Source organism: Cupriavidus malaysiensis (assembly GCF_001854325.1).
In the GTDB taxonomy this organism is placed as follows: domain Bacteria; phylum Pseudomonadota; class Gammaproteobacteria; order Burkholderiales; family Burkholderiaceae; genus Cupriavidus; species Cupriavidus malaysiensis.
The window spans coordinates 305,757-326,298 of the sequence record NZ_CP017755.1 but is presented as its reverse complement, the minus strand read 5'-3'; the positions used below and the strand labels follow the sequence as shown (position 1 = coordinate 326,298).

Below are 20,542 nucleotides of genomic sequence, written 5' to 3'. Positions count from 1 at the left end.
CAAATATCGGCGTTATTTGAATGGATGTCAAATAGTGGTTTCCCCTGAGCTTCTACTCGGCGGTAATGACCAGCCGCCCCTGTTCGACAGCGATCCTGACACGCTGCCCGGCCTCGAAGCCCGCGTGCTCGATCCACCGGCCGGCGAGCTTCATCCACGGATAAAGCGGCGGCGTGGAGCGGCTTCTCCCGTTGCGCTGATGGCGTTGCGATTGCTGGATGGTCACAAAACGTTCCGTGACGGGCGAACGTGCCTTAAGATTGGCGTCAGCCATGATCAACTCCTTTGGTGAGTTGGTGGTGGTCAGCGGGCCGCGGGTGTTGGTGCACTCACGGCCCGCGCTTCTTCAGCGGTACTTCGCTGATCCTTATCGATCGGCTCCCGAGTCGCCTCGCGTCGCAGCCGTCTTGACCGCGGGCGTCTGCCTCGCAGCATTCCAGCGCCTCGTCTGGTACTTGATAACGAGGCTGTCGATGACTTCCTTGACAATGGCGCGCTCGTCGTCCGAAAGCTGGCTAACGGCTTCGAACTGCGAGACGAGGTCATCGGATGGAGCACGCTCCCCCTCCTCGAACAGCAGCCAATCGGTCGAGATGGCGAAGGTTCTGGCGATCTTGCGCAAGACTTCTGCGGAAGGCTCGGAAGAGCCGGCCTCATAGCGTTTGATCTGCTGGACGTGGATGCCGATGGCACCGGCCAAGCCTTGCTGCGTCAGGGCACGCGCCTTGCGCAGGGAAATGAGTCGGGCAGACAAGCTCATCGAAGCCAACTCCATGGAAAGTAACGCCATAGCAGTACGCCTCCGGATCGCAGCGCCCTGATGACAGCACCACACCACTTTAGGTACGGAACCAGAACACGTAAATCAACTTCACAAGATTTAACTCAAAAGCAGATTCACGGCCCGCCTTTCCGACGTATGGATCGAACGACTGCAGGCCGAGCGGTAGCCCGGCCTGCCCCGCAGCCGGGCACAGCGATGCGCGCCCCGCCCGGCGATATCAGGCAAGGCTGATCCAGGTGGTCTTCAGGTCGGTGTACTTGTCCAGCGCGTGCAGGGACTTGTCGCGCCCCGAGCCGGACTGCTTGACTCCGCCGAAGGGAACCGTGACGTCGCCGTCCATGTAGCAGTTCACCCAGACCAGGCCCGCCTGCAGCCGGCGCGACACGCGATGGGCGCGCGCCAGGTTCGCCGTCCACAGGCCGGAGCCCAGCCCGTACGGCGAATCGTTGGCCATGCGTACCGCTTCCTCCTCGGTGTGGAAGCGGGTCACGGCCAGCACCGGACCGAAGATCTCCTCGCGCACGATCTTCAGCGCCTGGCTGGGGCATTCGAAGATGGTGGGCTGCAGGTAGAAGCCGCCGCTGTCGGTGCGCACCCGCTCGCCCCCGAGGCGCAGGCGGGCACCCTCTTCGCGGCCCGCGTGCACGTACGACAAGACCCGGTCGAGCTGGGCCCGGTCGACGATGGCGCCCATGGCCGAGGCGGGATCGAGCGGATCGCCCGGCTGCATCGTGGCGGCGCAGGCTTCGAGCTTTGCCATGAAGCGGTCGTAGATGCCGTCCTGCACGTAGAGCCGCGAGCCGGCGATGCAGATCTCGCCCTGGTTGTTGAAGATGCCGACCGCCGCCGCGCGCGCGGCACGGTCCAGGTCGGGACAGTCGTCGAAGACGATGTGCGGCGACTTGCCGCCGCACTCCAGCCAGACACGCTTGAGGTTGGACTGCCCGGCGTACTGCAGGAAACGCTTGCCGGTGGCGGTCGAGCCGGTGAAGGCCACGCAGTCCACGTCCGCATGCAGCCCCAGCGCCTGTCCCGCGACAGCGCCCAGGCCCGGCACCACGTTGAAGACACCGGCCGGGATGCCGGCCAGTTCGGCCAGTTCGGCCAGCCGCAGCGCCGTCAGGGGCGACTGCTCGGCCGGCTTGAGCACCACGCTGTTGCCGGCGGCCAGGGCCGGCGCCACTTTCCAGCTCGCCATCAGCAGCGGATAGTTCCAGGGCACCACCGCGGCCACCACGCCCAGCGGTTCGCGCGTGATGGTCGCCAGCACCTCGGGCGCGGTGGGCGCGATCTCGTCGTAGATCTTGTCGATCGCCTCGGCATACCACGCGTAGGTGCGCGCGGCCTCCGGGATGTCGTAGCCGAGGGTGTCGGCGATCGGCTTGCCCATGTCGATCGTCTCGAGCACCGCGAGCTCTTCGCGGTGCGTGTCGACCAGGGCGGCCAGCTTCAGCAGGGCGGCCTTGCGCGCGCTGCGCGGCAGGCCCGACCAGATGCCCTGGTCGAAGGCGCGCCGCGCCGCCGCCACCGCGCGGTCCACGTCGGCGCCGCCGCAGGCGGCCACGGCTGCGATGACCTGGCCGGTGGCCGGGTTCACTGTGTCGAAGGTGGCACCGTCGGCGGCATCGGCCCAGCGGCCGTCGATATAGGCCTGGGTGCGCAACGGCACGCGCTCGGCCAGGGCACGCCAGTAAGCGAGGTCTTTCGTCTCAGTCATGATGCGTTTCCAGCGGAAGGTAGTCGCATGCGCGGCGCCTCAGGCGCCGGCGGGAAGGCCGGCCCGCGCCACCATGGCGCCGAGCAGCACATTGGCGCCGGCCTCGAGGTGTTCGGGCCTGGCGTCCTCGATCTCGTTGTGGCTGATGCCGTCCTTGCAGGGCACGAAGATCATCGCCGTGGGCGCCACGCCGGCGATGTAGACAGCGTCGTGGCCGGCCCCGGTGACGATGTCCTGGTGCGTGAGACCGCGCGCGGCGGCTTCCGCGCGCACCTGCTCGACCAGTTCCCGCGCGAAGGGAGTCGGCTTGAAGTACTGCACCTGCTGCACGTCGACCGGCAGCACCGCCCCGGTGGTGGTGCCATCGGCCACCGCCGCGCAGGCGGCGCGGAAACGCGCGTCCATCCGCGCGAGCTGCTCCGCGTCTTCATGGCGCAGGTCGACGGTGAAGCGGACGGCGCCGGGAATCACGTTGCGGGAGCCGGGATGGAGGTTGACCACGCCGACCGTGCCGCGCCCGTGCGGGGCGAAGTCGCGGGCGATCTTCACCACTTCTTGCATCAGGAAGGTCGCGCCGAACAGCGCATCGCGGCGCATCGGCATGGGCGTGGGGCCCGCGTGCGCCTCCATGCCGGTCACGGTCACGTCATACCAGCGCACGCCGAGCGAGCCGGTGACGACGCCGATCACGCGGTCGGCGGCCTCCAGCACCGGGCCCTGCTCGATATGCGCCTCGAAGTAGGCACCGACCTCACGGCCGACCGGCGCGCCGCCGGCATAGCCGATGGCGGCCAGCTCGTCGGCGACGCGCTTGCCTTCGCTGTCGCGCGCCTCCAGCGCCGTCTCCAGCGGAAACACGCCGGCGAACACGCCGGAACCCATCATCACCGGCAGGAAGCGCGAGCCCTCCTCATTGGTCCAGATGGCCAGCTCCAGCGGCGCCTCGGTGACGATGCCCCGCTCGGCCAGCGTGCGCATCACCTCCAGCCCTGCCAGCACCCCGTAGCAGCCGTCGAACTTGCCGCCGGTCGGCTGGGTGTCGATATGGCTGCCGGTCATGACCGGCGGCAGCGCGTCGTTGCGGCCCGCGCGGCGGCCGAAGATATTGCCCACCTGGTCGACCGTCACGGCCAGCCCGGCCTCGCGCATCCAGCGCACCAGCAGGTCGCGGCCCTGGCCGTCCAGCGCGGTCAGCGCCAGGCGCGCATTGCCGCCCTTCGGGGTGGCCCCGATCGCGGCCAGGTCCATCAGCGCTTGCCACAGGCGCTCGCCGTTGATGTTCAGCGTGTTCATATCCGTGCTCCTTGCTGCGGGTCGTCAGGCTTCGGACTGGCGCGCGAGCGCGTCGGCGCGGATGCCGGACAGGGTCATGCCCGGCGCGATGCCATCGGGGTCATAGCGCAGTTCGAGCAGGGCGGGCAGGCGCTCGGCGTTGGCGAACGCCAAGGCGCGTTCGAACGCGGGCCCGAAAGCCTCGTCGCTGTCGACGATTTCACCGTAGCCGCGATAGGCGCGTGCCAGTTCACTGAACTCGGGATTGTCGAAACCCAGCGCGACGGTGCGGCCCGGGAATTCGCGCTCCTGGTGGGCACGGATGGTGCCCCAGATGCCGTTGTTGAAGACCAGCACGACGATGCCCACGCGGTATTGCATGGCCACGCCGAGTTCTTGCAGGTTCATCTGGAAGCAGCCGTCGCCGGCGAAGCACACCACGGTGCGGCGGGGATCCTCCAGCTTGGCGGCGATGGCGGCCGGCAGGCCGTAGCCCATCGAGCCGACGGTCGGCGCGAGGCTGGTGCCGACGCCGCGGAAGCGGTGATAGGCATGCGGATAGAGGGCGTAGTTGCCCGCGCCGACGGTGAGGCAGGCGTCGGCCGGAAGGTGGTCACGCACGTGGCAGGCGACCTTGTTCAGGTTCAGCTTTCCCGGCGCGGCCTTGGGCTCCTGTCCGGCCAGGTACTCCTCGTGAGCCTCGTGGGCCCGGCGAGCCTGGTATGCGGCGCCGGAACCCGTGCGCTCGCGCGCGGGGGCGAGCCGGTCGACGGCGGCGGCAAACGATGGCGCGTCGGCCACGATCGGCAGCGTCGGGTGGAACACGCGGCCCAGTTCGCCGGCGTCGGGATACACGTGCACCAGGCGCTGCTGCGGCAGCGGGCTGGCGATCACCGAATAGCCCTCCGAAGTGGCCTCGCCCATGCGCGTGCCGACCGCGATCAGCAGGTCGGCCTGCTGCACGCGGCGGCGCAGTGACTCTGGCATGCCCCAGCCGACGTGGCCGGCGAAGTTCGGGTGATGGTTGTCGAAGCATTCCAGCCGGCGCCACGCCACGCCCACCGGCAGGCCGAAGCGTTCGGCAAACCCTTCGATACTGCGCGCGGCCTGCGGCGTCCAGCCCGAGCCCCCCAGCAGCAGGAAGGGGCGCTCGGCGGCGGCGAGCAGGCGCGCCAGTTCGTCCATGGCGTCGGGCGTGGGCGCGGCGTGGGCGCGGCGGTAGCGCGGCACGTCCGGCACGCTGGCCTTGCCCCACAGCGTGTCCTCCGGCAGCGCCAGCACCACCGGGCCGGGACGCCCGCTGGTGGCCACCGCGAAGGCGCGCGCGATGAACTCGGGGATGCGCTCGGTGCGGTCGATCTGCGCCACCCACTTGGCCATCTGGCCGAACATGCGGCGGTAGTCGATCTCCTGGAAGGCCTCGCGCTCGGCGAAGTCGTTGCCCACCTGGCCGACGAACAGGATCATCGGCGTCGAATCCTGGTAGGCCGTGTGCACGGCGATGCTGGCATTGGTGGCGCCGGGCCCGCGCGTGACGAAGCAGATGCCGGGCTCGCCGGTCAGCTTGCCGTGGGCCTCCGCCATGTAGCCGGCGCCGCTCTCCTGGCGGCAGACGATGGGCTGGATCTTGTCCTGGTGGTCGTACAGCGCATCGATGCAGGGCAGGTAGCTCTCCCCCGGCACCAGGAACACGCGCTTGACGCCCTGGATGATCAGCTGGTCGATAAGAATCCGGCCGCCGTTGCGCTCTGTCGGCGCCGGTTGCAGTCGCGGCGCTTGCGTGCTGTTGTCTGTGCTCATGTCTGTGCTCTGCTGTCCTTGCGCATCGCCCCCCAGCGGACGCGATGCCTGTGAATGCCTGCCCTGCCCGGTGGCGTGCCGCCTGCCCGGCGGTCCACGCCGCCCAGGCACAGGTACTTGGTCTCGAAGTACTCCTCGATGCCGAGGCTGGAACCTTCGCGCCCCAGGCCGGATTGCTTGACGCCGCCGGAAGGCCACGCCCTGCAGGCCGGCGCGCTCTGCCGGCAGCCCCAGGGCCGGCGCCGGCAGCGGCGTGTCCTCGGCCGGCTCCGGCACACGGCGGATGGCCGCTGCCTCAGCCGAGCAGCGCGTCGGCGAGGATGCCCAGCGCCTCGTCCATCACGGCGTCGGGAATGGTGAGCGGGAACAGGAAGCGGATCACATTGCCGTCCACGCCGCACGACAGCAGCAGCAGGCCCCGCTCCAGCGCGCGCGCCTGCACCTGGCGCGTGAAGTCGGGATCCGGGCTGCCGTCCGCCTGCTTGAACTCGACCGCGATCATGGCGCCGACGCCACGCACCTGCGCGATCTGCGGCACGCGCGAGCGCAGCCCTTCCAGCTTGTCCCGCAGGCGGTCGCCCAGCACCGCGCCGCGGTCCACCAGCTTCTCTTGCTCCAGGACCTCCAGCACGGCCAGCGCCGAGGCCACCGCCAGCGGGTTGCCCGCATAGGTGCCGCCCAGGCCGCCGGGCGCCGGTGCATCCATGAGTTCGGCGCGCCCGCACACGGCCGACAGCGGCATGCCGCCGGCCAGGCTCTTGGCCATGGTGGTGAGGTCCGGCGCCACGCCGTAGTGCTCCATGGCGAACAGCTTGCCGGTGCGGCCGAAACCGGTCTGCACCTCGTCGGCGACCAGCAGGATGCCGTGTTCGTTGCAGAGGGCGCGCAGCGCCTTGACGAAGGCGGCGGGCGCCACATGGAAGCCGCCCTCGCCCTGCACCGGCTCGAAGATGATGGCCGCCACGCGCTTCGGATCGATATCCGACTTGAACAGCTGCTGCAGCGCCTTCAGCGAGTCCTCGACCGACACGCCGTGCAGTTCGCAGGGATAGGGCGCGTGGAAGATCTCGCCCGGGAAGGGGCCGAAGCCTACCTTGTAGGGCGCCACCTTGCCGGTCAGCGCCATGCCCATCATGGTGCGGCCGTGGAAGCCGCCGGAGAAGGCGATCACGCCGGGGCGGCCGGTGGCTGCGCGGGCGATCTTGATGGCGTTCTCCACGGCCTCCGCGCCAGTGGTGAAGAAGGCCGTCTTCTTGGCGAAGCGGCCGGGCGCGCGCGCATTGATCTTCTCGGCCAGCTCCACGTAGCTGGCGTAGGGCACGATCTGGTAGGCGGTGTGGGTGAAGCGCGCCATCTGCTCCTGCATCGCCTGCAGCAGGCGCGGGTGGCGATGGCCCGTGTTCAGCACGGCGATGCCGGCGGCGAAGTCGATGTAGCGCTTGCCCTCGACGTCCCAGATCTCGGCATTGTCGGCCCGCTCGGCGTAGAAATTGCACATCACGCCGACGCCGCGCGGGGTGGCGGCGTCCTTGCGGCGAACCAGGTCTGCATTCCTCATGTGTTGCTCCATGCATTGCGGCTTGCGCAGCCGCTGTCTCGTGTCCATGCCAACGTCTCGATGGCGGGGCGGCGGGCAGGCGGCCGGCGATGGACCGGCCATGCGGCGCCTGATGGGATCTGGCCGGGCCAATCTGGATTTCGTGGATGGCCCACCCTCCAATTGGGCTGGTGGCCGGACCAATTCTAAGCAGAAGCCTGTGGAAGTGGCAAGATTTTCTTGGAAAGATGCCGCATGGCCGGACCAATAGGATTTGCAAGGTAGCAAACGTGCTCAATAAAGCATCACGCGGCCCGCGACGAGCGCGCCCACGGATCTGCGCCGGTCCGCCCACCGGATACCCCGGCGGGCGCCGCGCCGCAGGCGGTGCCCACCCGAATCGCTTCGGCCTGTCTTTGCCCTATAATTGGCCGGACCATCCGCAGGCCGAGTGCCCCAGGCACGGCCAAGACCCGAGTCCAGATGACGCCCCACCGGCCGTGGCGGCGCCGCACCTCCCGCCCGCACCGCTTATGTCGTCCCTGCAAGCCGTTTCCGCCCAGCGCCTGTATCGATTGATCGCCGACCAGATCGCCAGCAAGATCTCCGCCGGCGAGTTCGCCCCGGGCGAGCGCCTGCCGGCCGAGCGGGAGCTGGCGGAGCAGCTCAACGTGGCACGCTCCACGCTGCGCGAGGCATTGATCGCCCTCGAGATCGGCGGCTACATCGAGGTACGCGTGGGCAGCGGGGTCTTCGTCGTCGACCCCAGGGACCGCTCCATGCCGATGAGCACGGACAGCCGGCCGGCCGACGAGGGTGCCGACGGCAGCGGCGCGGCCAACGCCGCCCTGCTGGCCGCCGCGCGCGAGGCCAGCCCGTTCGAGCTGCTGGAAACACGGATGCTGATCGAGCCCGAATGCGCGGCGCTGGCGGCCCAGCAGGGCTCCAAGGAACAGATCGCGGCCATCGAGGAGGCGCATCGGCAGATGAACCCGGACCAGTCGCCGGAAGCCAGCGATTTCGCCCATGACCGCGCCTTCCACCAGGCCATCGCCGCGGCCTGCGGCAATGCCGCGCTGGCGTCCATGGTGACGCACGTGTGGGATCTGTGCGAGGCCAGTCCGCTCTATAAGCGCCTAGACAAGCACTTCGTCGATGCCCCGGCCTGGCGCGCCGCCATCGGCGAACACGAACGTATCGTGTCCGCCATCGTGGCGCGGGATCCCATCCGCGCCCGCCACGCCATGTCCTTCCACCTGCTCGCCATCGTCTCGCGGCTGTCCGAGGACATCACCGCCTGAGCCGCGGCGCGGCCAGCGCCGCGCACCGCAACGACCCGCTGACGCACCACCGACGCACCGCCGACGCACCGCAGCCGGACCGAATCCGGGCCGAATCCGGGCCGCCGGCACCACGGCCGTGCGCGCCACGGTCCCGGCCTCGCCTCTTTGCCGGATCTTGATGCTGGCACACGTCTTGCGATCGGTCAGACCAGCAGCTTGGCCCCGCCCCATATGGCCGGACCACCTGTCCACCAGACCTAGAGAAACTACCTATAACCCAGCCGCTTCGGCTCCGATAGGATATATTGGCCTGACCACCCGCTCAATTCCATCATAGATGGTGAAATAAGCAGCGCTTCACGGCAACCGGCCGGACCAAAAGGCCGGACCACCAGCGGCCATCGGCCAGCCCGGACGGCGCCAGCCAGTGCCAGCGCAACGCCTCAACCTCGGGATCCCGCACCGGATCCCGCCTTACCGGAAACATCGTCATGACCCCAGACCACGCCTCCCCGACCCCAGCGGAACGCGGCGCCGCCCCCGACAAGATGCGCAGGATCGCCGTCGCCAGCGTCATCGGCACGACGGTCGAGTGGTACGACCTGTTCATCTTCGCCACCGCCTCGGCCCTGGTCTTCAACAAGGTGTTCTTTCCGGCCTTCGATCCGCTGATCGGCACCCTGCTGGCCTTCGGCACCTTCGCTTCCGCCTACCTCGCGCGCATGGTCGGGGCGGCGCTGTTCGGCCACTTCGGCGACAAGGTCGGCCGCAAGTCCATGCTGCTGGTTTCCCTGGTCATGATGGGCGCGGCGACCTTTGCCATCGGCCTGCTGCCCGACTACGCCGCGATCGGCATCTGGGCGCCGATCCTGCTGCTGACCCTGCGCGTGATCCAGGGCCTGGCCCTCGGCGGCGAGTGGGGTGGCGCCGTGCTGATGGCGGTGGAACACGCACCGGCCAACCGCCGCGGCCTGTACGGCTCCTGGGTGCAGATCGGCGTGCCGGCCGGCACCCTGATCGCCAACCTGGCCTTCCTGGCCAGCAACGCCGTGCTGTCCAACGAGGCGCTGCTGTCGTGGGGCTGGCGCATCCCCTTCCTGGCCAGCATCCTGCTGGTCGGCGTCGGCATGTACATCCGCCTCAACACGGCCGAGACCCCGTCGTTCAGCAAGGTCAAGGAAAGCGCGGCACAGGTGAAGGTGCCGCTGGCCGAGGTGATGACCAAATCGTGGAAGCAGGTGCTGCTGGGCGGCATCGCCACCATGTCGACCGGCACCGCCTTCAACCTGATCGTGGCCTTCGGCCTGACCTACGGCACGCAGACGCTGGGCTTCTCGCGCAACGCGATGCTCGCCATCGCGCTGATCTCCTGCGCGCTGTGCATCGTGCTGCTGCCGCTGTTCGGCCTGCTGTCCGACAAGGTCGGGCGCAAGCCGGTGATCGTCGGCGGCATCATCGCCGAGGCGCTGCTGGCCTTCCCGCTGTTCTGGCTGCTGGACACCAAGGTGTTCGGCCTGGCCCTGCTCGGCTACCTGCTGATGATGGGCGCCTTCGCCGCCAACTACGGCCCGATCGCGACCTTCCTGGCCGAACTGTTCGGCACCAAGGTGCGCTACTCCGGCTTGTCGATCAGCTACATGCTGTCCGGCCTGCTCGGCAGCGCCGCCACCCCCATCATCACCACCGCGCTGCTGTCCGCGACCGGCCGCGGCTCGTCGGTGGCCTGGTACATGATCGGCTCTGCGACGCTGTCGGCCGGTGCCCTGCTGATGCTCGCCGAGACCCTGGCCCGCAATGCGGCCAATGGCAGCGCGCTGGCCGGCTCGGGCGCCGCGCCGCGCTGACACCCGGAGCCCGCTGCCAGTCCTTACCCTGGATTCCCCATCATGCTTGCTGACCACGACCCGGCTCAAGGCCCGGACCAAGACCTGCTGCAGCGGCTGGACCGCATCAGCTTTCCCACCCTCGGCCACTTCCTCGAGGACGGCTTTGCCAGCCACGCGATCCGCACGCTGGTCCCGGGCCTGCGCATCGTCGGACGCGCCGTCACCTTGCGGCTGGCCACGCCCAATGCCTTTGCCGTCAACCGCGCCATCGCAACCTTGCGGCCCGGCGACGTGCTGGTGATCGATCCCTGCGGCGACCGCGCGCATGCGGCGATCGGCGCGGTGACCGGCACCGCGCTGCAATGCGCCGGCGCGCGCGGCGTGGTCAGCGACGGCGTCGTGACCGACATCGCGGAGCTGGGCGGGATGCGGCTGCCGGTGTTCGCGCGCGGCACCAGTGTGCTGACCACCAAGAAGCAGGAGGCCGGGGGCAGCGCCGTCAACGTGCCGGTGCAGTGCGGCGGCGTGACGGTCCACCCCGGGTGGCTGGTGCTGGCCGACGACAATGGCGTGCTGTTCCTGCCCGCCGAGGTGGCGGCCGCCCATGTCGACCAGGCGCTGGCCTCGGACCAGGCCGAGCCGGCCATCCTCGCGCGCCTGCGCGCGGGCGAGCCCGCCTCGGCGGTGCTTCAGCTTGCCCCGTAACGCGTCCGCCATGCCTTCACAAGACACCCCCTGCCGCCCGCGCCCGCCGATCCTGCGGCGCAGCTGGCTGTTCGTGCCCGGACTGGACGCGGCGCGGCAGCAGGCCGGCCTCGACAGCGGCGCCGATGTCCTGGTCGCCGACCTGGAAGAGTTCACCGCGGCCGAGGACCGCCCCGCCGCGCGTGCCCGCATCGTCGCGCTGATGGCGGCGTGCCGCCAACGCGGCGCGGTCGGCGCCGTGCGCATCAACCTGCTCGAGCGCGATGGCGGCGACGACCTGCGCGGCGTCATGCCGGGCGCGCCGACGGCGATCCTGCTGCCGCACGTCGAGCGTGCCGAGCAGATCCGTGCCCTGGACGCCGAGATCGGCGCGCTGGAGCAGGCGCTCGGCCTCCCGGCCGGCGCCACCGAGATCGTGCCGACCCTGGAATCGGCACGCGGCCTCGTCAATGCCGGCGCGATCCTGTCGGCCAGCGCGCGCGTCAGCGCCTGCCTGCTGGCCGCCGAAGACCTGAGCGCCGACCTGGGCGTGGTGCGCGGACCGGATGGCATCGAACTGCGGCACATCCGCGCGCGCTTTCTCGTCGATTGCATCGCCGCCGGCTGCGTGCCGATCGACTGTCCGTTCAGCTACCGCGACACCGCCGCCCTGCAGGCCGACCTCGAATGGGCGCGGCGCATCGGCATGAAGTCGCGCTGCACGGTCCTGCCCGCGCAGGTCGCCTCCATCCACGCGGCCTTCACGCCGTCCGCGCAACAGGTCGCCGATGCCGAAGACCTGGTGCGGCGCCACGCGGCGGCGCAGCAGGACGGCGGCGGCAGCGGCCTGGCCGCGGCGGTCGACCCGCCCGACTACCACACCGCGCGCCGCACGCTGGCCCGCCATGCCAGCCTGCTGGCCTGGCAGCGGGGATCGGCGCCGTAGCGCCGGCCGCTCGCGCGCCGTCCCGTCGCTGGCCACCGGCCGCCGATGCCCCGGGCAGCACCCGCCGCCCGGAGCCTCACGCCTCCAGCTGCTCCAGCACCTTGCCCTTGGTCTCGATGCCGAGCCGATGCACCACCACCGCGGTCAGCAGCGGCACCAGCGCCAGCGCCAGGAAGGCGTGGTCGATCTTGCCGCTGCCGATGGTGCCCGCCACGAAGGTGGGGGCGACGATGGCGCCGAGCTTGAGCCAGGCACCGCCGAAGCCGCAGGCCGTGGCGCGGATGCTGGTGGGATAGAGCTCCGGCGTGTAGACGTAGGCCGTGATGAAGCCGCTGGCCAGCAGGCCCATGGCCAGCGCGCAGAAGGTGGCGACCACGTACAGCGAGCTGTCGTGGAACACGCCGGCCAGCCCGAGCGACAGCGCGCACAGCAGGAAGGACACATTGATCACCGGCTTGCGGCCGACCTTGTCGACCAGCATGGCGCAGGCCAGCGAGCCCAGCACGCCCAGCACCGAGGCGGCGGCGGCGAGGTTCAGCGCGAGCTGCAGCGGCGCGTGGTAGACGGTCTTGTAGATGGTGGGCAGCCAGGTCGAGAGGCCGTACTGGATGAAGCCGCAGGTGGCCCACAGCATCCACACCGCCAGCGTGCGGCCGCGGTAGGCGCGGCCGAGCAGGTCCTTGACGCTGCGGCGCGGGTGTTTCTGCATCAGGGCATCGTAGTCGCGCTCGCCGTCCAGCGGCGGCAGCGGGCCCTTGGCGCGCGCTTCGAAGACGGCCAGCGCGGCATCGGCCTCGGCCAGCCGGCCCCGTTCGGCCAGCCAGCGCGGCGATTCGGGCACGGCGCGCGGCAGGATGAAGAGCAGCACCAGCGGCACGCCGCCGATGAAGTACATGATCTCCCAGCCGAAGCGCGGCACCAGCCAGGCGCCGACGGCATTGGACACCAGCAGGCCGATCGGGAACACCACTTCGTACAGCAGCACGAAGCGGCCGCGGCCGTGGGCGCGCGTGACCTCGTTGATGTAGGTGGCGGCCACCGGCAGTTCGCCGCCCAGCCCCAGGCCCTGGATGATGCGCAGCGCGGCAAACATCTCGAACGAGGTGGAGAAGCCGCAGGCGATGCTCATCAGGCCGATGATGCCCGCGCTCCAGCCGATGGTGCGCAGGCGCCCGATGCGCTCGGCCAGGGCCGGGAACAGCAGGGTGCCGAGCAGCTGGCCGAAGGCCGGCGCGCCGATCAGGAAGGCGACCTGGGCCGGCGACAGCGACCACTGGGCGATCAGCAGCGGCAGCGTGGCGGCGATGACGATGACGTCGAAGCCGTCGAAGAAGGTGGCCAGGCCGATCAGCAGGCGCGCGCGCACATGCATGGCGTTGCCGGGCATGCGCTCGATGCGCGCGACGATCTGGCCTGGAGTGGTGCCGGCGGCCGCGGCCTGGCCGGCTGGCATCGCGTCGCGCGGCAGGCCGGGCGGCGGGGCGGGCACGCTGGCGCCGTCGGCGGCCAGGGGGGCGGTTTCTTGTCTCTGGATCAACACGCTATGCCTTTCGTGGTGTCGGCCGGGGGCGCGCGGCTGGTGGGCCGGCGCGCGAGCGGCGTCTGGCAGGGCGGCCTGCGCGAGCGGCGGGATGCCTGCGCGTGCCTCCGGTCTACTGACGGTCTGCAACCGCCGTGCCGGATGTCCCCATGCCGGGATCGTGCCGCCGGCGCGCGGCCGGCGGCGTTTCATGCCTGGATTGGCGGCTCTCTTGCTTCCCCGCGAGCCTTACAGGTCGAGCACGAGCCGCGCGCCCTTGCAGCCGGACACGCATACCATCATGGTCTTGCCGGATTCGCGCTCGTTCTTGCTGAGCACGCTGTCGCGGTGCTCCGGCACGCCTTCCAGCACGCGCGTCTCGCAGGAGCCGCACACGCCCTCGCGGCAGCTGTGGTCGACGTCGACGCCGGCTTCCAGCAGCGCGTCGAGCAGGGCCTTGCCGGACGGCACCGTCAGGTGCTTGCCGCAGCGCGCCAGTTCGACCGTGTAGGCGCCGTCCTGCACGGCCGACACAGCCGGATCGGCGGCGAAGCGCTCGATGTGCACATGCTGGTGGCCGTGGCCGGCGCAGGCGGCCTCGAAGGCCTGCAGCATCGGGCCCGGCCCGCAGCAGTAGAAATGCGTGTCGGCGCCATGGCCTGCCAGGCGCGCCGGCAGGTCGGGCGGGCCGCCCTGCACGTCGTCGAAATGCACGCGCAGCGCATCGCCGTACTGCTCCAGTTCATCGAGGAAGGCGGCTTCCTCGCGCGAGCGGGCGCAGTAGACCAGCTCGAAGGAGCGGCCGAGCTGCGCCAGCCGGCGCGCCATGCAGGCGATCGGCGTGATGCCGATGCCGCCCGCCACCAGCACGGTGTGGGCAGCGCCCTCGTCCAGTTCGAAGTGGTTGCGCGGCACGCCCACCGTCAGCGTGCTGCCCACGCGCAGCTGCTCGTGCACATAGCGCGAGCCGCCGCGGCTGGCGCGGTCGTTGAGCACGCCGACCACGTAGCGGTCGCGCTGCTCGGGGGCGCCGCACAGCGAGTAGCTGCGCACCAGTCCGTTGCCCAGGTGCAGGTCGATATGCGCGCCGGGCGTATAGGCCGGCAGTTCGCTGCCGTCGACGGCGCGCAGTTCCACGCTGACGATGCCGCGTGCCTCGTAGCGCATGGCCTGCACGCGCATCGTCAAGGTCTGGCTGGTACTCATGACTGTCTTCCTTCCTGCTGTTGCCGCGGTCTCGTTGCCGCTGTCTTGCTGCTGTCTCGTTGCTGCTGTCTTGCGCGCGCCTCGCCGGGCCGCTCAGCGCTTTTCCGTGAGGAACTTGCCTTCGGGGCCGCCCGCGTTCTTCTGCCGGCGCGTGTTGCCGTCCAGGCCGCCCTCGACCGCCCACTCCGCGAAGCGGGTGGGGCCGGGCTCGAACTCGCGCGGTTCCCAGCGCGCGTCGAGCTGGTCCTCGTCGGCGTAGTACTCGATCAGGCCACCGGCCGGGTTCTTGAAGTACCAGAAGTAGGCCGAGGAGATCGGGTGGCGGCCCGGGCCGAGCTGGGTATCCCAGCCACAGCGCGAGACGTGCAGGCCGCCGCCGAACACTTCGTGGATGTCGCGCACGGTGAAGGCGACGTGGTTCAGGCCGCTCTTGCCGTTGGGCAGCTGCAGCAGGAACAGGTCGTGGTGGCCGCCCTCGGGGGCGCAGCGCAGGAAGGCGCCGCGCTCCGGATAGCGGTCGGACGGCACGAAGCCGAGCTTGCCGGTATAGAAGCGTTCGGTGGCCGCCACGTCCTTGACGAAGAACACCACGTGGCCGACCTCGACCGGCTGCGCGCGCTCGTAGATGGGCGCGCGCTGGTTCAGGCGCGGCTTCTCGTTCCAGGTGTTCATGCGCGCGCATTCGAGCTGCACCTCGCGCTTGCGGGTGAGCTGGAAGCGCACGGCCAGGCCGTTGGGGTCGGTGCAGCCGACGCGCCCGCCGGCCTCGGTGAAGCCGGCCTCGCCGCGGATCGCCTCGGCAATGCCTGCCAGCGCGGCGGGGGTATCGACGCCCCATACCACCTCGCGCAGGGTCGGGCCGTCCTCGATGGCAGGCGGCAGCGCCGGGTCGTCGCTACGGCGCACCAGCACGCGGCAGCCGTTCAAGGTCTCGAAGTCCAGGCCGGCGGCGTCTTCACGCGTGAGGGCCAGGCCCCAGTCGGCGAAGAAGCGCTTGCAGGCGTCCAGGTCGTCGGCACCGTAGACGATTTCGTCGATGCCCAGGATCGTGTTCATCTTGCTGTCTCTCTCTTGTGGGTCGCGCGGCGCCGGCTCAGTTGGCCCAGGGCAGCGGCTGCTCGTTCAGGCCCCAGTACACGCTCTTCTGCTCCATGTACTGCAGGATGCCCAGGCGGCCCTTCTCGCGCCCCAGGCCGCTGTCGCGCCAGCCACCGAACGGCGTGGAGATCGAGAACTGCTTGTAGGTGTTGATCCACACATTGCCGGCCTGCACCGCGCGGGCGAAGCGCCAGGCGCGCTTGTAGTCGCGCGTCCAGATGCCGGCGGCCAGCGCGTAGACGCTGTCGTTGGCCTGCTCGACCAGGCTTTCCTCGTCTTCGAAGGGCATGGCCACCAGCACCGGACCGAAGACCTCTTCCTGGCACAGGCGCGCGCGGTTATCCAGCCCTTCGATGATGGTGGGCGTGTAGAAGTAGCCGTTCTCGCAGCCGGGCACGACCGGGCGCACGCCGCCCGTGCGCAGCTGGCCGCCGTCTTCCACACCCATCGCCACGTAGGACTCGATGCTGTCGCGGTGGCGGTCGGTGATCAGCGGGCCCATCTGGGTGCGCTCGTCGGCCGGGTCGCCCACGCGCAGGCGCGCCGCGCCGGCGGCCAGGCGCTCCAGGAAGGCCTCGTACAGCGGGCGCGCGACGAACAGGCGCGAGCCGGCGATGCAGGACTCGCCCGAGGAGCTGAAGATGCCGTACAGCACGCCGTTGACGGCGTGGTCCAGGTCGGCATCCTCGAACACGATGGTGGGCGACTTGCCGCCCAGCTCCAGCGACACCGGCATCATCTTGTCGGCGGCGATGTGGGCGATATGGCGGCCGGTGCTGGTGCCGCCGGTGAAGGACACGCGGCGCACCAGCGGATGCTGGGTGATGGCGTCGCCGATCACCGAGCCCTTGCCGGGCAGCACGCTGACCAGGCCCTTGGGCACGCCGGCCTCTTCGCAGATCCTGGCCAGTTCCAGCGCCATCAGCGGCGTGACCTCGGCCGGCTTGACCACTACGGCGTTGCCCGCGGCCAGCGCCGGCGCCATCTTCTGCGCTTCGCTGGCGATCGGCGAGTTCCACGGCGTGATGGCCGCCACCACGCCCATCGGCTCGTGCACGCTCAGGGTCAGGCAGTCGCCGCGCGACGGCGTGAGCGCTTCTTCCAGCGTTTCGCAGGCCGCCGCGAAGAACTGGAAGGTGCCGGCGGCGCTGGCCACCAGCGCGCGCGTCTCGCTGATCGGCTTGCCGTTGTCCAGGCGCTGGCGCTGCGCCAGCGGCTCGGCGCGGGCGCGGATCAGCTCGGCCACGCGGTAGAGCACGGCGGCGCGCTCATGCGGCTTGCGCCGGGCCCAGCCGCTGGTCTCGAAGGCGCGCTGCGCGCCCTGTACCGCTTCCTCGACGTCGGCCACGCTGGCCGCGTGCAGCTCGGCCACCACCTCGCCGGTGGCCGGGTAGCGCGTCGCATAGCGCTCGCCCGTGCCCAGGCGCCATTCCCCCGCCACGCAGATCGGCAGGCATTGTTCCGTGTTCATCTCGCTCTCTCTTGCTTGGTCCGGGCCGGCCGCGGGCCGCGCCTCAGATGGATACCGCGTGCGCGCGGTTGCCCAGCGCCCGCACCACGCTGAACACCGTCAGCGCGGAAGTCTTGGGGTTGGCCGCCAGCGGCTTGCCGCGCATGGTCAGCTCGAAGCCGCCGAAGGCGCCACGCGCGGCCACGTGGTGCACGTTCTCCTGCTCGCCGGGATCGGCGAGCAGCTTGACCTGCGTGCGGTCCAGGCCCAGCCCGGCCAGCGACAGCGTGGCCGCGACGTTGGCGTTCTTCGGATAGAGCCGCGCGGCATCGCGCGCGCTGCCCTCGAAGATGACCCGGGCCTCGGTCAGCGCGCCGAGGTCGCAGACCTGCTCGGCCGGCGTGCCCAGCCAGGCGCGCGGCGGCTTGCGGCCGGTGTAGACCACCTCGTCGAGGCCGCCCACGCGGGCCGCGGCCAGCGCGTCGATGGCGCCGATGGCGCCGGACAGCAGTTGCACCTGGGTATGGCCGCGCCGCGCCGCGGTTTCCAGCCGGTCGGCCAGGCCGGGCTCCGACAGCGCGCCCACCGAGACCACCAGGCAGGCGATGCCGCGTTCCAGTGCCGGCACCACATGCTCGGCCAGCGCCTGGTGTCCGGCGCACTCGACCAGCAGGTCGGGACGGCTGTCGCCGAGCCTGTCGACCACGCGCGCGCCGGGCGCCAGCGCGGCCAGCGCCGCGCGCGCCTCGGCCTGCGCCGCCTCCGGCACGATCACCGCATCGAAGGCGACGTCGGGATCGTCCTTGAGCAGTTCCAGCACGCCGCGCCCGATCGCGCCGCAGCCCACCATCGACACGTGCAGCATCTCGCCTCTCCTCGCCTCAGGCCGTCACGGTGGCGCGCTCGGCGGCGCGCGCTTCCTGCTCGCCCTGCGCGTCGGCCGGCGTCGCCTTGTTGACCGGCGGGCCGGCGAAGGCGGTCTTGAAGCTGCCGATGGCCAGCATGTCGATCTCCAGCAGGAAGGGACCGGCTTCGGCCGTGGCCGCTTCCAGCGCGGCGGCGGCGTCGGCCAGGTTGCCGACGCGGCGGTGGCGCAGCGCCAGCGACTGGGCCAGCTGGGCGTAGTCGGGCGTGTGCAGGTCCACGTAGTGGCGGCGGCCGCCGTACTGGGCGTCCTGGATGTTCTTGATCACGCCGTAGCCGCGGTCGTTCATCAGCACGATGACGAGGTCGGCGCGCTCCTGCACCGCGGTGGCCAGTTCGCCCAGGTTGAGGATGAAGCCGCCGTCGCCGGCCAGGCAGAAGGTCTTCTTGCCGGAGGCGGTGGCCGCCGCGCCGACCGCGGCGCCGATGCCCATCGCCAGGCCCTGGCCGATGCCGCCGCCCAGCGCGTGCACGCCGGCACGCGAGTCGAACAGGCGCAGCTCGCGGTTGCCCCAGGTGCTGTTGGACACGGTGACGTCGCGCACCCAGTTGAACGCGCGGCCCACCGCTGCCTGCAGCGACTGCACCAGCGCGGCGTAGGGGCCGAGGCCGTCGACCAGGCTGCCGACCGCGGTGTCGTGCGCGCGGCGCAGGTCGGCGGCGAAGCCGGCGTCGACCTTGAGCTTGCCTTCGAGGCGGTCGGCCAGGCCGGCCAGCGCCAGCGCGGCGTCGCCGCAGACGAAGGCATCGCTGGCGTAGCAGCGGCCCTCGGCGGAGGGGTCGGCGTCGATGCGGTAGAGCGGGCGCGGCAGCTTCAGCTCGTACTTCAGCGTCTCGTTGCCGCGCAAGCGCGAGCCCACCACCACCATGGCGTCGCAGCCCTGGTAGAAGGTCTCGACCGGCTTGTGCAGGTTGTAGGCGCCCAGCGAGCGCGGGTCGTCCTCCGGCACGATGCCGCGGCCCTGCGTGCTGGTGACCACGCCGAAGCCCAGGTCCATCAGGCGCTTGACCTGCGCGCCGGCATGGCGCGCGCCACCGCCCAGCCACAGCATCGGGCGCTTGGCGCGGGCCAGGTGCTCGGCCATCGCATCGAGGGCCTCGGCCGCGGGCACGTGCGTGGGCACGGCGAGCGGACGCAGGTCGGACGGCATCGGGATCAGCGCCGACTGGATATCGATCGGCACTTCCACGCTGACGGGGCCGCTCGGCGCGGTCAGCGCGGTCTGTACCGCGAGCTTGAAGGTCGACAGCGCGGTGTCGGCGCTGCGCACGCGGAAGGCGGCCTTGGACACTGCCTTGAGCATGGTGAGCTGGTCCGGTGCCTCGTGGATGTAGGCCAGGCTCTGGTCCAGGTAGGGTGTCTCGATCTGCCCGGTGATGTGCAGCAGCGGCGTGCCGGCGGTCAGCGCTTCGACCATGGCGCCGGCGGCATTGCCGGCGGCGGTGCCGGTGCTGGTCAGGCACACGCCCAGGCCGCCGGTGGTGCGGGCGTAGGCGTCGGCCATATTGGTGCCGCCGGCCTCGCCGCGCGCCGGCACGAAGCGGATCTTGCCGCGCTCGCCCATGGCGTCGAGGATGGGCATGTTGTGGATGGAGATCACGCCGAAGGCGGCCTTGACCCCGCATTGTTCGAGAAAGGCCGCGATGGCGGCGCCGACGGTGACTTGCGGTTGTTCGTTACGCATGACGGGAGTGTCCTCCGGAGATATCGATATGGCTGCCCGTGGTGTACGAAGACAACGGCGAGGCAAGGAACAGGATGGCGCGCGCGGCTTCCACCGGCAGGCCGAGGCGACCGAGCTGGATATGCTTCTGCCCGGCCAGGCGCGCGGTCCACGCGGCCCAGTCGAGATGGCGGTCTTCGTCAGGGCGCGCCTCGAAGCGGCGGCGCCACTGGCCGGATTCCACCAGGCCGAGCAGGATGCCGTTGACGCGGATGCCCTTGGGGGCGAACTCGGTGGCCAGCGAGCGCACCAGGTTGTGCACCCCGGCGCGCGCGGCCGAGGTCGCCACCATATGGGGCTCTGGCTGCAGCGCCAGCAGAGAGTTGACGCAGACGACGGCCGCGTCGCGCGTGCGCTCCAGCTGCGGCAGGAAGGCCCGCGTCGGGTGGATCACGGAGAAGAACTTGAGCCGCAGTTCTTCGGCCCAGGCCTCGTCCTCGGTATCCGCGAAGGTCGACACGCGGCCCTGGCCGGCGTTGTTGACCAGCATCTGCGCCGGTCCCAGCGCGGCTTCGGAGGCGGCGGCGAAGGCGCGCACCTGGCCCGGGTCCAGCACGTCGCAGCGCGCCGCATACAGTTTCGCGCCGGGAAAGCGTGCGCGCAGGCCGGCTTCGGCTTCGCGCAGGCGGGTTTCGTCCCGGCCGCACAGTGCCACCGATGCGCCCGCTTCCAGCAGCAGCTCCACGGTGGCCAGTCCTATGCCCGACGAACCGCCGGTCACCACGGCCACGCGGCCGTCCAGATCGATCATCGGCATCCCATCACCTTGTTC

17 protein-coding genes and 1 pseudogene are annotated in these 20,542 nt (G+C 70.6%); 4 read left to right on the top strand and 14 right to left on the bottom strand.

What is annotated here, in order from left to right; genetic code table 11:
* Positions 1-52: 52 nt before the first annotated feature.
* The 7 genes and pseudogenes from BKK80_RS21340 to gabT all read right to left on the bottom strand — a co-directional run bounded on the left by BKK80_RS21340 (position 53) and on the right by gabT (position 7,131).
* Entirely contained in the window at positions 53-274 is a 222-nt protein-coding gene (locus BKK80_RS21340; RefSeq protein WP_071039263.1) for a SymE family type I addiction module toxin, read from the bottom strand.
* A gap of 93 nt (positions 275-367) precedes the next feature.
* On the bottom strand, positions 368-790 hold the full coding sequence (locus BKK80_RS21335; protein ID WP_071071113.1) for a helix-turn-helix domain-containing protein: 423 nt from the start codon (positions 788-790) through the stop codon (positions 368-370).
* A 211-nt stretch (positions 791-1,001) separates the two neighbouring features.
* Positions 1,002-2,501, bottom strand: coding sequence for an aldehyde dehydrogenase (locus tag BKK80_RS21330; RefSeq protein ID WP_071071111.1), 1,500 nt, complete (start codon positions 2,499-2,501; stop codon positions 1,002-1,004).
* A gap of 39 nt (positions 2,502-2,540) precedes the next feature.
* Complete coding sequence (locus BKK80_RS21325) at positions 2,541-3,794, bottom strand: Zn-dependent hydrolase (RefSeq protein WP_071071109.1); 1,254 nt, start codon at positions 3,792-3,794, stop codon at positions 2,541-2,543.
* A gap of 24 nt (positions 3,795-3,818) precedes the next feature.
* On the bottom strand, positions 3,819-5,573 hold the full coding sequence (locus BKK80_RS21320) for a thiamine pyrophosphate-binding protein (protein WP_071071107.1): 1,755 nt from the start codon (positions 5,571-5,573) through the stop codon (positions 3,819-3,821).
* 89 nt (positions 5,574-5,662) lie between these two features.
* Positions 5,663-5,767 (bottom strand): annotated as a pseudogene (locus BKK80_RS37895) (aldehyde dehydrogenase family protein); the annotation flags it as partial.
* A 101-nt stretch (positions 5,768-5,868) separates the two neighbouring features.
* Positions 5,869-7,131: a 4-aminobutyrate--2-oxoglutarate transaminase gene (gene gabT / locus BKK80_RS21315; protein WP_071071105.1), complete on the bottom strand. Its 1,263-nt coding sequence runs from the start codon at positions 7,129-7,131 to the stop codon at positions 5,869-5,871.
* Positions 7,132-7,643: 512 nt separating this feature from the next.
* Here gabT and BKK80_RS21310 point away from each other — a divergent pair.
* The 4 genes from BKK80_RS21310 to BKK80_RS21295 all read left to right on the top strand — a co-directional run bounded on the left by BKK80_RS21310 (position 7,644) and on the right by BKK80_RS21295 (position 11,849).
* A complete protein-coding gene (locus tag BKK80_RS21310; RefSeq protein WP_071039258.1) occupies positions 7,644-8,411 on the top strand; it encodes a FadR/GntR family transcriptional regulator in 768 nt (255 codons plus the stop codon).
* Positions 8,412-8,884: 473 nt separating this feature from the next.
* Positions 8,885-10,237: an MFS transporter gene (locus BKK80_RS21305; protein ID WP_071071103.1), complete on the top strand. Its 1,353-nt coding sequence runs from the start codon at positions 8,885-8,887 to the stop codon at positions 10,235-10,237.
* Positions 10,238-10,279: 42 nt separating this feature from the next.
* Positions 10,280-10,924 carry an RraA family protein gene (locus BKK80_RS21300; protein WP_071071101.1) on the top strand — a complete coding sequence of 215 codons (645 nt, stop codon included), beginning with the start codon at positions 10,280-10,282 and terminating at the stop codon, positions 10,922-10,924.
* A gap of 10 nt (positions 10,925-10,934) precedes the next feature.
* A complete protein-coding gene (locus tag BKK80_RS21295; protein ID WP_071071098.1) occupies positions 10,935-11,849 on the top strand; it encodes an HpcH/HpaI aldolase/citrate lyase family protein in 915 nt (304 codons plus the stop codon).
* Positions 11,850-11,925: 76 nt separating this feature from the next.
* On the opposite strand, the gene BKK80_RS21290 is transcribed toward BKK80_RS21295, so the two are convergent.
* The 7 genes from BKK80_RS21290 to BKK80_RS21260 form a co-directional block, all read right to left on the bottom strand.
* Positions 11,926-13,302, bottom strand: a complete 1,377-nt coding sequence (locus BKK80_RS21290; RefSeq protein ID WP_071021918.1) for an MFS transporter — start codon at positions 13,300-13,302, stop codon at positions 11,926-11,928.
* A gap of 315 nt (positions 13,303-13,617) precedes the next feature.
* Positions 13,618-14,574, bottom strand: a complete 957-nt coding sequence (locus BKK80_RS21285) for a PDR/VanB family oxidoreductase (protein ID WP_071039254.1) — start codon at positions 14,572-14,574, stop codon at positions 13,618-13,620.
* Between the two features lie 93 nt (positions 14,575-14,667).
* Complete coding sequence (locus BKK80_RS21280; RefSeq protein WP_071017274.1) at positions 14,668-15,630, bottom strand: VOC family protein; 963 nt, start codon at positions 15,628-15,630, stop codon at positions 14,668-14,670.
* 37 nt (positions 15,631-15,667) lie between these two features.
* A complete protein-coding gene (locus tag BKK80_RS21275; RefSeq protein ID WP_071039253.1) occupies positions 15,668-17,143 on the bottom strand; it encodes an aldehyde dehydrogenase in 1,476 nt (491 codons plus the stop codon).
* A gap of 43 nt (positions 17,144-17,186) precedes the next feature.
* Positions 17,187-17,987, bottom strand: coding sequence for an aspartate dehydrogenase (locus BKK80_RS21270; RefSeq protein ID WP_071071096.1), 801 nt, complete (start codon positions 17,985-17,987; stop codon positions 17,187-17,189).
* 16 nt (positions 17,988-18,003) lie between these two features.
* The gene (locus tag BKK80_RS21265) at positions 18,004-19,731 is read right to left on the bottom strand and encodes a thiamine pyrophosphate-binding protein (protein WP_071071094.1); all 1,728 of its coding nucleotides are present in this window, start codon (positions 19,729-19,731) and stop codon (positions 18,004-18,006) included.
* Positions 19,724-20,527 (bottom strand): SDR family oxidoreductase, encoded by an 804-nt coding sequence (locus tag BKK80_RS21260; protein ID WP_071071091.1) that lies wholly within the window; start codon positions 20,525-20,527, stop codon positions 19,724-19,726. Before BKK80_RS21260 ends, BKK80_RS21265 begins: the two co-directional genes overlap by 8 nt.
* Positions 20,528-20,542: the final 15 nt, after the last annotated feature.